General features: G+C 44.9%; 14 protein-coding genes and 1 pseudogene. 9 read left to right on the top strand and 6 right to left on the bottom strand.

All coding sequences use genetic code 11. The features are described from left to right. On the top strand, positions 1-242 hold a 242-nt coding region (locus MBEAL2_RS27360), incomplete at its 5' end, for a hypothetical protein (RefSeq protein ID WP_047155373.1). 486 nt (positions 243-728) lie between these two features. Here MBEAL2_RS27360 and MBEAL2_RS30815 read toward each other — a convergent pair. After that, positions 729-818 carry a YjcZ family sporulation protein gene (locus MBEAL2_RS30815; protein ID WP_082130233.1) on the bottom strand — a complete coding sequence of 30 codons (90 nt, stop codon included), beginning with the start codon at positions 816-818 and terminating at the stop codon, positions 729-731. A 275-nt stretch (positions 819-1,093) separates the two neighbouring features. On the opposite strand from MBEAL2_RS30815, the gene MBEAL2_RS27365 reads away from it, so the two are divergent. Beyond that, positions 1,094-1,408, top strand: a complete 315-nt coding sequence (locus MBEAL2_RS27365) for a hypothetical protein (protein WP_047155374.1) — start codon at positions 1,094-1,096, stop codon at positions 1,406-1,408. A gap of 950 nt (positions 1,409-2,358) precedes the next feature. On the opposite strand, the gene MBEAL2_RS27370 is transcribed toward MBEAL2_RS27365, so the two are convergent. After that, positions 2,359-2,688 (bottom strand): cbb3-type cytochrome c oxidase subunit I, encoded by a 330-nt coding sequence (locus MBEAL2_RS27370; protein WP_047155375.1) that lies wholly within the window; start codon positions 2,686-2,688, stop codon positions 2,359-2,361. Between MBEAL2_RS27370 and MBEAL2_RS33800 the strand changes: the two genes are divergently transcribed. The 4 genes from MBEAL2_RS33800 to MBEAL2_RS27385 all read left to right on the top strand — a co-directional run bounded on the left by MBEAL2_RS33800 (position 2,678) and on the right by MBEAL2_RS27385 (position 4,831). Continuing rightward, complete coding sequence (locus tag MBEAL2_RS33800; protein WP_269082522.1) at positions 2,678-2,812, top strand: hypothetical protein; 135 nt, start codon at positions 2,678-2,680, stop codon at positions 2,810-2,812. The genes MBEAL2_RS27370 and MBEAL2_RS33800 overlap by 11 nt on opposite strands. A gap of 42 nt (positions 2,813-2,854) precedes the next feature. Beyond that, entirely contained in the window at positions 2,855-3,160 is a 306-nt protein-coding gene (locus MBEAL2_RS27375; protein ID WP_047155376.1) for a hypothetical protein, read from the top strand. A gap of 120 nt (positions 3,161-3,280) precedes the next feature. Next, the gene (locus MBEAL2_RS27380) at positions 3,281-4,267 is read left to right on the top strand and encodes an NAD(P)H-dependent flavin oxidoreductase (RefSeq protein ID WP_047155383.1); all 987 of its coding nucleotides are present in this window, start codon (positions 3,281-3,283) and stop codon (positions 4,265-4,267) included. A gap of 42 nt (positions 4,268-4,309) precedes the next feature. Further along, the gene (locus tag MBEAL2_RS27385; protein WP_047155377.1) at positions 4,310-4,831 is read left to right on the top strand and encodes a GNAT family N-acetyltransferase; all 522 of its coding nucleotides are present in this window, start codon (positions 4,310-4,312) and stop codon (positions 4,829-4,831) included. An 83-nt stretch (positions 4,832-4,914) separates the two neighbouring features. Here MBEAL2_RS27385 and MBEAL2_RS27390 read toward each other — a convergent pair whose 3' ends face one another. From MBEAL2_RS27390 to MBEAL2_RS27400, 3 genes are read right to left on the bottom strand one after another with little or no spacing between them, the layout of a single operon-like run. Then, positions 4,915-6,381, bottom strand: a complete 1,467-nt coding sequence (locus MBEAL2_RS27390) for a sigma-54-dependent transcriptional regulator (protein ID WP_047155378.1) — start codon at positions 6,379-6,381, stop codon at positions 4,915-4,917. A 20-nt stretch (positions 6,382-6,401) separates the two neighbouring features. Next, on the bottom strand, positions 6,402-7,748 hold the full coding sequence (locus tag MBEAL2_RS27395) for a GAF domain-containing sensor histidine kinase (RefSeq protein ID WP_047155379.1): 1,347 nt from the start codon (positions 7,746-7,748) through the stop codon (positions 6,402-6,404). A 12-nt stretch (positions 7,749-7,760) separates the two neighbouring features. Continuing rightward, a complete protein-coding gene (locus tag MBEAL2_RS27400) occupies positions 7,761-8,909 on the bottom strand; it encodes an iron-containing alcohol dehydrogenase (protein WP_047155380.1) in 1,149 nt (382 codons plus the stop codon). Between the two features lie 313 nt (positions 8,910-9,222). Between MBEAL2_RS27400 and MBEAL2_RS27405 the strand changes: the two genes are divergently transcribed. Together MBEAL2_RS27405 and adhP are read left to right on the top strand one after the other, a co-directional pair. Then, a complete protein-coding gene (locus tag MBEAL2_RS27405) occupies positions 9,223-9,561 on the top strand; it encodes an aldehyde dehydrogenase family protein (protein ID WP_047155381.1) in 339 nt (112 codons plus the stop codon). A gap of 44 nt (positions 9,562-9,605) precedes the next feature. Next, a complete protein-coding gene (gene adhP, locus MBEAL2_RS27410) occupies positions 9,606-10,619 on the top strand; it encodes an alcohol dehydrogenase AdhP (protein WP_047155384.1) in 1,014 nt (337 codons plus the stop codon). 64 nt (positions 10,620-10,683) lie between these two features. On the opposite strand, the gene MBEAL2_RS27415 is transcribed toward adhP, so the two are convergent. Next, complete coding sequence (locus MBEAL2_RS27415; protein WP_047155382.1) at positions 10,684-11,607, bottom strand: AEC family transporter; 924 nt, start codon at positions 11,605-11,607, stop codon at positions 10,684-10,686. A gap of 229 nt (positions 11,608-11,836) precedes the next feature. Between MBEAL2_RS27415 and MBEAL2_RS27420 the strand changes: the two are divergent. Further along, a pseudogene (locus MBEAL2_RS27420) lies at positions 11,837-12,402 on the top strand (DUF2179 domain-containing protein). The last annotated feature ends 282 nt before the right edge of the window (positions 12,403-12,684 follow it).

Raw genomic sequence — 12,684 nt, forward strand, 5'->3', positions numbered from 1 at the left:
ATAGGGCGCATACATTGGAGCGTTTTCTGGTGGCGCATATGCCGGTGATACAGCCGATGGTGCATACATCGGCTGTGTTGGGTGCATATGACCCCATTCACAATGCCAACATTTTTCATAATGATACATGTATTTTTCCATATGATACCTGCATTTTTCCATATGATACCTACATTTATCGTGATAGAACATGGTTTCCTCCTATTTACGAACAATTTTTCCCACAACAACCTAAAGAATAGGCTATTATCATTTGCTGTCAGGGATAATTCTAAATTATGGGCAAGAGCACAGATAGGTGCTGGGTAAATGCCTAATTTTAGAAGCGTATTTTTTAGAAGATGGATTACGCTGTTTTATTCCATTTTCAAAAGAATGGGTGAAACACACAAAAACCTCTTTCTTATGCAGAAGAGAGGTTTTGTGTGACGGATACTTATCGGGGGAATTCTTGTGTTCTTTATCCTGCTCACTTATAGGATACTAATAATGTATGCGGGGGAGAGAGAGACGTGTTAGGTGGTTGCCCTTTTTCTCTCATCACATTTGTTGATACAATCGGCTTGATGGATGATAGGCCCTCATCCGTGTAAGTAGAGATTTTTATATGGAGATTTACGATAAACATGATTGTATAGACAATTCAGGACAAAAAGGCCGGCCTATGCTGGCGACCTTTTTATGGTTTGGGTTTCTTCCTTGCAAAAATAGAAGCTCTTATCGGTTCATTACTCGCACGCGCACGCGATAACAACGAGCAGGATGAAAAGAACAAGAATGACGTCAAATCCTCTTTCTCCACCACATAATCCTCCCATGAATGATCACCCCCTGTTTCAAGATTGAGATTACAATTTCATACTATGGAGATAGGCACGGACAAGTGATGGGCTACTATCCCGCTTTTGATTCATTGGGCGCGGTATGAAAATTGAAGGGTTGACTGTAAACGAAAGGAGGTGTTTTGTCATCAACAAGAGGAACAGTCCAAACCGGAGAATGGAACGAGGGGCCATCAGCCAGCGAATATCAGCAAGTAAAGCTGCATGGAATATAAGAGGAAAATACGCTTCGTAAAATAGAAAAGCACGTGTTGGAGACCAAGGAACATAGAGAAAAACTTGAAAACATCCTGGTAGAACTGGGAGAAGTGAAACAGCATCTAGTCCAAAGAAACAGTGAGCAGCCCAGGCGTCAGCGTGCTCCCCGTTTAGGTAGGAAACGGCGCACGAAGGGCGAAGCGGGCATTCAAACTACACCGGCAGAAGAACTGAAAACTGGAACGGGGAGAAAAGGGGGCTTCCTTCAGGGGTTTCTTGGCAATGTAGATTTTGCCCAGATTACCAGTCTTTTGCAAAACCCGATGCTGCAATTGATGCTGAAATCGATGCTGAACAAAACTGGATAAAAACCAAAAAGCAACGCTCCTTTAAAAAGGAAAGTGCCTGTTTCGGTGGGGATAGAATAGCTTGATGGAAGTAATGCCGCTTTGCAAAACGGAATTGCAAAAGAACGCTAGGGCTTCGTTTCCATAGCGTTCTTTTAATTCTGTGCGGCTTACCGATGTAGATCCGGTTATTATTGATAACGAGTCGTTCGACATTTCAACCTGTATCTCTTTCCGCATGGCTCCTGAAAGCTTCGCCTGAATTCGAGGTGTTTTTTGACGCTATCGTATAACCTCTCCCTGTTTTCCTATAAGAAAATTGCTTTTCGTAATTCGTCTTTCCTCCCGTCGTTTTCGCGATTCCTGAGGTTTGTTTCGTTCCCGTCTTTTCCGAGTTTTCCGTGGTTCGCTTTGTTTCTGTCGTTCCCGTGATTTCCGTGATTCTTCCTGTCGCTCACGACCAAAAAGTCGACCAAAGAGGCCCATTCGCTTATCCCCTTTTTACCTAAAATCTAATTTCATATTATGTGAGATAAGAGTAATTGTTAGATGAATTTCTCGCTTTCTAAGCAGAATCTGAAAATTGGGCGCATAGGAGGATATTGCCAATCTGTGCGGGAAAATGGTAGGTAGTTTTTTACGATAAGCGGAAGCATATAGACCATTCACGACAAAAAGGCCGCCTTTGCTGGTGGCCTTTTTGTAATCAAACTTCTTTCTTTACAAGAACAGGCTCCCCTATCGGTTCATCATTCGCATGCACATGCGATAATCACCAAAAGGATGAAAAGTACGAGAATAATCCCAATTTCCTCACCACATCCAAAACCAGCCATGTTTTCCCCTCCCTTTTTGCAAGAGATGGTATTACATTATGTGAATAGGTTTAGACAAGTGCTGGGCGTTTGCCCTTTTTTTCATTATAATAATAGACACGTAATAAAACGGACAAGCTTTCAAAATCATCTGATTTATGAGGCCATGTTGTTTTCTGAAGATGACGACAAACCTGCACTTGCTTTCACGTTTACCAAAACATTAATAACAAAGCAGATAACACCAATGCTGGTAAGACTGGCGCCAATAGCGATAACAGGTTCAACAGCAGGATTTCCGGATTCGAGCACTACCAAACCAATCATCATAACGGGCAGTCCAACGTTATGCAGCCAAAAGTGCACTTTCGCCAGCTTATTTTCTGCAGCAGCAGGGAAGAGATAATAAATGATTCCGGCTAAAGCTAAAGAAGTCCAACCTAATAAATTGATGTGAGCATGCGAAGGTGCCGGCTTGCGGGACATTTACCCCGGACTGGAGAAGAAGCAGCGCAGCAGGCTCATCAGCCACTGTTGTAAGAAGCCGCTGCATTTTGGTTCCTATGTTCTGCTTTTTCCTGACGGGCTTAAAGTAGAGATAGAAAAATAGACAAAATAGATAAACACTAAAGAGAAGGGATTCCGGCACTGTATGAAAGTAAATCCTCACATTCACCCTCTGTGTGTAGAGGCCATCCAAAACCTTCTGCACATAAAAAAACCTAAGTTCGCCGATTTTACAGCACTAAAAACATATGGTAATGACAAGTATTCCGCCATGGGCTGGAATGAGCTGCAATATTATATAAACGAAGAGACGATTATCATTGTCGAACAGTTTGAAGACGAAGCCAATATTCTTTCCGCACTGCGATGGGTAGCCAGGGGATTGCCGGTTCACTATGCGATCCGAAAGGCCAGGGCTGATTATTCTCTTTACCGCTACAAAAAGTCATGATGTTTTATGTGAGAGCAGCCCTGCTTATCGGGCTGCTCTTTTATTTTAAAACTTGAAGGAATCGTAAGCGCTTATATGGAATTGGATATGGATACATATAGTATTGAAAGGATGAGGAAAATGGCAAAAAACCTGCTCGCAGACATTGTGAATCAAACGACTCTACCTATTATCGCGGCGCCTATGTTTCTCGTTTCAAATCCGGAAATGGTCATTGAAGGCTGTAAAGCCGGAATCATTGGCTCGTTTCCACTGCTCAACGCCCGGACAGCCGAAGTGCTTGACAACTGGATGGAACGCATTATAGCCGAGCTTAAAAAAGCAAAGGCAGATGATCCGGAGCAGCGGATAGCTCCGTGGGCGGTTAACCTGATCGTACACCGGACAAACAAGCGGTACGAAGAGGATCTGGAGCTTATAAAAAAGCACCAGCCCCCGATCGTTATTACCTCATTAGGAAACCCGAGCTCGGTTGTGAGCATCGTCCACGAGTATGGCGGACTCGTTTTTTCAGATGTCATTAACCTTACGCATGCGAGAAAAGCTGCCCAGACAGGAGTGGACGGGTTAATCCTGGTATGCAACGGGGCCGGCGGCCATGCAGGGACGATTAATCCCATTGCTTTCACCGGGGCGGTAAAAGAATTTTGGGATGGAATTACCATTCTGGCCGGCTGTATCTCTCATGGACAGGACATTCTCGCAGCACAAGCACTCGGTGCTGATTTCGCCTACATGGGAACGCGTTTCATTGCCACTTCCGAAAGCATGGCAAGCGAGGAGTATCAACATATGCTTGCTGAATCGACGTTCGAGGATCTCATTTATACAGACGCGTTCAGCGGTGTAAAAGCGAATTACCTTATCCCCAGCATCAAGAAAGCGGGCCTAAATCCGGACGATCTTGTCAAAAAAGAAGCGATGGATTTCTCCTACTCGCAGGTGAATCAGTCTGACGCGAAAGCGTGGAAGAACATTTGGTCTGCTGGACAGGGGGTAGGGGGCATTAAAGAAACGGCGCCGATTGCTCAGGTTGTTCAACAGCTTCGAACAGAATACGAACAAGCGTATGAGTCTCTGCTATCAAAACGCCCGGTCCAAATATGATGTAAATATCAATAGAGTAGAGTGAGGGAGAAAGAAACCGAAATGGAACAAATCGTGAAGCTGCGTCCAACTACATCAGAAGATTTGGATTTTGTTTTGTGTACGGAAAATCACCCTGAAAACTGTCCTTATATTTTTCAATGGACAAAAGAGCAGCATAAGCTTGCGATTGAAAACCCCAATGTTGCCCATTTTATTGTGGAAAGGGCAACAGACAGTGTTCCAGTCGGCTATGTTATTCTGCTTGGAATAGAGGAGATTCATCAAAGCATCGAGCTTACCCGTACTGCCTTTGCCGAAAAAGGAAAGGGGTATGGCAGGCAAATGCTGCGCTTGATTAAGAAGTGGGCATTCAAGGAAAAAAAGGCAAACCGGCTCTGGTTAGAGGTGATAGATCATAATACTCGCGCAAAACAATTGTATCTTTCAGAAGGCTTTGTGGAGGAAGGGTTAAAAAGAGAAGCGGTTAAGTTTCAGGGCAAGCTTGAGTCGATTTTTGTTTTATCTATTCTCAGCAGAGAGTACGCTGAGATGAAAGACGAAATTCGGTTGTTTTGCGTTTGAGATTTTCAGTATCCTATAGAGGATGAACTTACTAAATAGGCCGGGATCTCTCCCGGCTTATTTTTCTGTGCAAATTAATCCGCTTAAGAATCTTTTCCCTTTTCATTCAGCAGGTAGCGCAGGGTGCGGGGGCTAATGTTGAGTATCCGGGACGCTTCCTTGCGGTTTCCTATCGTTTCACGCAGCGCTTTTTTGACAAAGGCTGCTCCTACTACCTGTTCCAGCTTTTTTGTCTGTTCCATAATGGACGGCAAATCAATAGCTTCGCTGCTTTTCCATTGAGAAATGATTTTTTGCTTCCATTTCTCCAGGTATTGATCAAGAGAAGAAGCATCACTTGTTCCCTTGTTTTCCGTGGGCTCCTGCTGGATAACCTGCGCGGAAAGAAAAACTCTCGATTTTTCTGCCTTGATGGATAAATAGTCGGGTGTAATGACGTTTGTTTCTCCGTCAGCAAACGTAATCGCCCGGGTGATCACGTTCGACAGTTCCCGCACGTTTCCCGGCCAATCATATTGCCGCATTACATCAAGGGCAGCGGAAGAGAAGGAAAGTTCTTCTCCCGCATGGCGCTTCAACAAATGGTTGACAAGGTAAGGGATATCTTCTGTGCGCTCGCGAAGCGGTGGAATATGCAGCTTAACAACATCGAGCCGGTATAATAAATCTTCCCGAAACTTCGCTTGCTTAACTGCTTCCGTTAATTGAACATGGGAAGCGGCAATAATGCGCGCATCTGTATGGAAATGCTTTTCGCTTCCCACGCGCATAAACTCTCTGGTCTCAAGGACGCGCAGCAGTTTTACCTGAATGGAAGGGGAGGCATCTCCAATCTCATCAAGGAACAGTGTGCCCTTGCTGGCGATTTCAAAAAAGCCCTTTCTAAGCTGTGTAGCTCCTGTAAACGCTCCTTTTTCGTGTCCGAACAGTTCACTTTCTAACAACGTTTCGGCTAAGGCACCGCAATTCACACCGATAAAAGGGTGGTGCAGGCGGGGGCTTGCCTCATGAATAAAGCGGGCCAGCACTTCTTTTCCCGTACCGGTCTCTCCTTCGATAAGAATCGTAATGTTTTTTTGCGCGATTTTATACGCGAGGGAAAGCAGGTGGTGCATCTGCTGGCTTTCCCCAATGACGAATCCTATTTGCTCAGCCAGCCCCAGTGCTTTATCCTGGTCATGGCTTGTTTCAGATGTCAGTAGTTTATCAATCAGCATCTCTAATTCATTAATATCGTCAAATGGTTTCTCAATGTAATCATCCGCACCAAGGCGAATGGCCTCTAAAGCAGATTTAACAGTACTGTATCCTGTCATAATGACAACTTTGCAGGCCGGCATTGCCTGTTTCATCTTTTTAAGAATATCAATTCCGTTTGTGTCGGGTAATTTCAAATCTACCAGGGCCAATTGGTAAGGTTCATATGTAAGGCATGTATCTACTTCGGCCCTGTTTGAAGCAAAAGAAAGCTCCAGGCCTTTGTTGCGAAGTAAATAGGAAAAGAAATTCTGCACTTCATATTCGTCATCAATAATTAAAATCCGTGCCATTTCGTCCCCTCCGGTATCATTTACTCAACTTTAGTATAAACAGGAAGCAGCAGTGTGAAACAGCTGCCGAGTCCCGCCTCGCTTTCTACCTCAATCGTTCCTCCGTGTGATTTGGCAATCCCCAAGCTTACAGATAGGCCAAGTCCTGTTCCTTTTCTCGCTTCTTTCGTTGTGAAAAAAGGATTGAAAATCTCATCAATGTTCTCTTTCTTAATTCCGGACCCGTTATCCTGCACACTCAAAAAAACGATGGGTTCTTGCTGCTCCGTTGTTTTTACTCCTGTACGGATCAGAATTGTTTTCGTTTCCTTCGTGCTTTCGCAGGTGGCATCCTTGGCATTCAACAGGAAGTTTAAAATGATTTGCTCGATTTGCTGCAGGTTGCCTTCTATCGGCGGCAAATTGTCGTGCAATTCCGTGTGAATATGAATGTTATTATGTTCAATTTGATAGCTTACGAGGCTAAGCACCTGCTCAACGGCCTGATTTAATGAACACTCATAGAAGATGTAATCGTCCTGGCGGGAAAAGGTAAGCAGATTCTGAATAATATTTTTACATCGCTTGCCACAAAGGAAAACATCCCGCAGCAGCTTCTCCTCGAAGCTATTCTCCGCCCTTTCTCTAAGCAGCAGCTGGGTATTTCCCAAAATCGCTGTTAAAGGATTGTTTAGTTCATGGGCCACCCCGGCCGCCATCTCACCGATCGCTGCAAGTTTAGCGGATTGAATGAGCTGCGCTTCAATGTGCAGTTTTTTTGTGACATCATTATACAACCGGGAATTTTCAATGCAAACAGCCAGCTGGTCGGCCAGCTGGTGGAGGAATGCAAGGTCAGAGCTGTCATACTCAATCGGTGTTTTTCCCCCCAGGCTCAATATGCCGACGGCCCGCTTCTTACTGAACAGCGGAAGAAGCAAAACCTGTGTAAGCCCTAAACTTTGTAGTGTTTTCTCTTCTATGTACGCGATAGTTTTATCAGTGGCACCGATGTGATGAAGGAGCGCCTTTTCCTCACGGATTGCTTTCCAGTAGAGGGAGCTTTCTTCTTCAAGGACAGTACCCGGCGGGAATCTGGCTAGCTGCTGCGGGTAAACATTGCTTACAATCAGAACCTCTTTTTCAAAAAGGGAGAGAGAAAGCCTGGTAAAAGCAAAAATTTGCCCCAATTTACTCATCACGTTTTCCAGCATATCATCCATCGACATATCTACATTGAAGCTTTTGACAACCTGGTTAATAATTTCAAGCTGCGTATTTTTCTTCTGCATGTTTTGAATCGTTTTCTTGAGCTCATTATAGTAATTGCGCTTGGATGATTTAACGCCCGTAAGAAGCTGGATGACCTCCTGCTTATCTTCAATCATTTCGCTTTCCCCCTACAGTGCCCTATGGAATATCGCTTCTAAATCTTTAACAGTCGCATCGCGCGGATTCGTAATGATGCAAACATCCTGGCTGGCTGCTTCGCTCATCCGTTTGATATGTTCCTCTTTCAATCCAATATCGGAAAGGCGCTGGGGGCTGCCGATATCCATCGCCAGCTGTTTCACATGGTGAACCGCTAACTTCCCGGCCTCGGCGCTTGTCATCCCTGTAATGTTTTGTCCCATCAATTCAGCAATTTGCATAAAACGATCGGGTGCGGCAAGGAAGTTATACTCCATTACATACGGCAGCAGAATGGCATTTAACTTTCCGTGCGGCATATCCAAATACCCTCCGACAGCGTGGGACATCGCGTGGACCGCACCCAGGATCGCGTTGGAGAAAGCAAGCCCTGCCTGCAGGCTCGCCATGGCCATGGCCGTTTTCGCTTCTTCGTTTGTCCGGGAAGCGGTGGAAGGACGCAAATATTTTGCTACAAGCATCATCGCATTTTTTGCCTGCACATCGGTAAGGGGAGTGGCAGCCGTACTGACAAAAGCTTCGATTGCATGAGTCAGCACATCCATCCCGGTTTCCGCGGTCAGCTCCTGATCTTTCGTTACCAGTGTATAAGGATCTGTAATGGCGATATCAGGCACGAGTGATTTAGAGACAATCGTCATTTTCACCTGGCGCTTCGAATCCACAATGACAGAAAACTGGGAAACCTCGGAACCCGAACCCGCTGTCGTGGGAATCATAAGCAGCGGCGGGAGCGGAACTTCAATCTTGTCCACACCTTCATAATCGTGAATCGTCCCGCCGTTTGTTGCCAGAATTGCGATTGCCTTGGCTGCGTCGATGGCGCTTCCACCCCCGATGCCGATAATGGCGTCACATTCGGAAGTTTGATACATTTCAACCCCCCTGGTTATTTCATAATCTTTAGGGTTGGCGGTAATTTCACAAAAAATCTCATAGGGGAGGCGGGATGCGTCGCATATCGCTGTGACTTTATCCACCCAGCCGGCTTCCATAACACCGGGATCACTGACAATAAGCACTTTTTTTGCCCCGAGGCGCAAACAGCATTCGCCTGTTTGCTGCAAAGAGTCTTTGCCAAAAATGATTTCCGGCATGACAAATTTCGAAATGTTCATTCCTGTTTCCTCCTTGTCCAATTTGTTGTTCTATACTGCCGAAAAATCGGCTAAAAGAGCCGTATGATTGGCGGTTTGTTTTTCGTTTTCGAAAATAAGGACAGCGCATGGCAGTTAAATCCCAGCAACACAAATAACTTTCTTTATATTTGTGCTTGTCAGATAAATTGGCACACACCTTGCAATTATATCAAAAGCATAAAGACATTTTTACAATGCAAGAAGAAGGGATGTGAGACTACCGTCTGGTTTTATGTATTTATTGTCAATAGTAGGTCAATTTTGCAAGGTTCGCAACAGACAGACGAAAATCATGAGCTGGACAGATTATATCGACAAGGGCCTTTCCGAAGGGGCTGAGCTCGTTGTCGGCGGCGGAACGCTTGCAGGAGATTTTGAAAACGGTTACTTCGTTCAGCCGACCGTTTTCAGTGCGGTCCACAATGATATGGTCATCGCAAAAGAGGAGAATTTCGGCCCGGTCGTAGCCGCGATGCCTTTTGATGATATTGAGGACGTTATCGAGCGCGTCAATAAATCTACATACGGTTTGACCGCGAATGGGCAGTTATGCGCTGGAACAATATACAGAAGTAAAAAGTGTCTGAATAAATCTAAATTAACCATTACAAAAGGGAGGCATTATCTATGAATACAAAAGCAGTAGAGGCCAAGAAACAGACAGGAACAGAATATATGAAAGCCGCTGTGGCATCGGATTTTAACAAGCCGTTTGAAATTAAAGAAGTAGATAAGCCTGAAATCGGCCCGGGTGAAATTCTTGTGCGCATTAAAGCGTGCGGTGTGTGCCACACTGACCTTCATGCTGTGCAAGGGGACTGGCCTGTGAAAGCGAAAATGCCGCTCATACCGGGCCATGAAGGGGTCGGCATCATCGAAGCGGTAGCCGACGATGTTCAATCTTTAAAGGTAGGCGATCGTGTGGGAGTTCCCTGGCTCTATTCCGCCTGCGGCGAGTGCGAATACTGCCTGTCCGGCTGGGAGACCCTCTGTAAACATCAGTTAAATGCAGGCTATTCGGTAGATGGCGGATTTGCCCAATATTGCAAAGCACCGGCAGCCTATGTAGCCAAGGTACCGGATAACCTCACGTTTGAGGAAGCGGCCCCTATTTTTTGTGCAGGCGTAACGACCTACAAAGCGCTTAAAGTAAGCGGTGCAATACCAGGGGACTGGGTTGCGATTTACGGTATCGGCGGCCTGGGGCATATTGCTTTGCAGTATGCGAAAGCCATGGGATTCAATGTGGTAGCCGTTGATATTCAGGACGACAAATTGGAATTAGCAAAACAGCTTGGCGCTGATATAGCGATTAATGGAATGCAGGTGGATCCGGCACAAAAAATCCAGGAAGAAATCGGTGGCGTGAAAGCGGCCATCAGTGTAGCCGTTACCCCAAAAGCGTTCAGACAGGCATACGATTCCGTAAAACGCGGAGGAAGCTGTGTTGTAGTAGGTTTGCCGAATGCTGATTTGCCGATTCCGATTTTTGATACAGTGTTAAACGGCGTAAAGGTGCTTGGTTCGATTGTAGGTACCCGTCTTGACTTGAAAGAGGCACTACAGTTTGCGGCAGACGGGAAAGTAAAAGCCAACATTGAAGTTCAGCCTCTGGAAAAGGTAAATGATGTATTTGAACGCCTGGAACATGGGGCGATTAACGGAAGAGTTGTTTTAAGCATCGATTAATTGTGAAATAATAAAAGAGTGCCGTCTTTATGACGGCGCTCTTTTTATTTGCTGGATTTCTACTTTATCGCACTATAACGATAAGCACAGGCAGGACGAAAAAAGAGGCCAGTGTTGTCCAGAGAATGCACTGGGAAACGAATTTGGGGGAGGCGTTGAATTTTTCTGCCAAAACAACCGCATTGACTGCGGCCGGCATCGAAGACAAAATCAATAGAACCGAATACAGTACCCCTTTAACATTCAGTATGTATAAAACGAGACACGCTACAAATGGAGATAAAAACAAACGTACAGACAGGCCGGCCCAAAACACGTTCCGAATCTCTCGTTCTAGCTCAGAACGCTTTACACTCACCATTTGCGCGCCTAAAATCGTCAATACGACAGGCGAGTAGGCAGCGGCCACCATTGAAACCCCTTTACCAACACCGGCAGGTAAGTGGAGATCGAACATTCGCAGCACAGCAGCTAGGATGGCTGCATAAATGGCGGGAAGCTTAAATACTGATTTGATGGCATTTTTCGCAGAAAATTGAGAGCGGGCTGCAAAATAGACGCCCAGCGTATGTACGATAACCATTTGAGCAATGATGTAAACCGATGCCTTATCCAGTCCAAGTTTCCCAAACGCAAGCAATACGAGCGGAAGTCCGTAGTTGACACTGTTTGTAAACGTTGAAACCAGGGTAAGGCCTGCAAGTTCCGGGGAAGGCAATTTTAGTACTTTGCCCAGTATATTTGCAACGGCCCACAGAAGAACGAGGTTGAGGAGCGCGAAAGCAATCGTCTTGTAAACATCACCGAAAGAAAGGTCTGCTGTCGTCAATGTTTCCAAAATTATAGCCGGGCTTAGAAAATATAAGTAGAGGATTAACAGGGGTTTTGTATCAAGGTTTTTAAAATGCCGAAGCAGGCCTCCCACAATAACAGGAATTGAAATCGGTACGATGACTTGAAACAGAGTGGAGAAGACAGTTTGGACCATAAGCAGGATTCCTTTCCAGTGGAATTTGACTTTTACTTTATCAAAAGAAACGCCCTGAGTCTAAGACTGAAAATCTATCGTTTTTATAGGCGTTTCCTATTCTAAAAATAGACTTGATATGATCTTCCATTTATTTTTGCTCATTTCCTTTATTTGTATTTTTAAGATAACTGATTTAGAGGTAAATAAAAAAGGGACTTTATATAGTAGGAGTAGGGGATGATTTAACATGTTAACCGCTTTGCTTATTTTCGCAATGCAGCTGTTATTAATGCCTGTGGTTACGCTTCGCACCATTTTACTTGTGAAGAATGAAACCAAGAAAGCGTCGGCAATGGGTGTGCTGGAAGCAACGATCAACGTTTTAAGCTTAGGAATTGTTTTTTCTGACATGTCGTCTTACCTCAATATAGCAGCCTATGCATTGGGTTTTGGATTTGGACTGTATATAGGAGGAATGGTAGAAAGAAAGCTGGCGATTGGATATGTCACATACCAGGTGAGCTATTGAATAAAAGCAGTGAATTAATTGACGCATTACGAAGAGAAGGTTTTGGGGTTACTATTTTTGAGACAGAAGGAATCGATGCGAGCCGAACACGTTTAGAAGTTTTAGCAAAGAGAACCAGAGAAAAAGAATTATTAAAGATTATTGAACAAATCGCACCTAAGGCGTTTATGGTTTCTTATGAGGCTCGTACCTTTAAAGGTGGGTATTTAACAAAGGCGCTTAAAAAAGGGAAAGATGAGCCAATTAAAAACCCGGATAGGACTGAATCAAACAAGGCTAGGTGAACCTGTTTTTAGCAATTTGGAAAAAGACTCTTTTGTAAAGAAAGGGTCTTTTTCTTTGTGACAACCCAAATGCTTACCGGCTGATTTCTGAATAGCAAAAAAAAACAGAAGGCCGCTCTAAAACAAAAGAAGCCTTCATCATTCATTCTATATTCTCCGTGTTGGTCGTGTTGGTGGTGTTGGTCGCGTTGGCGGAGTCGGCCGTGTCGGAGGTGTTGGCCGTGTCGGCGGAGTCGGCCGTGTTGGTGGTGTCGGCGGAGTCGGCCGTGTTGGTGGTGTCGG

Source organism: Aneurinibacillus tyrosinisolvens, from assembly GCF_001015055.1.
GTDB classification, from domain to species: domain Bacteria; phylum Bacillota; class Bacilli; order Aneurinibacillales; family Aneurinibacillaceae; genus Aneurinibacillus_A; species Aneurinibacillus_A tyrosinisolvens.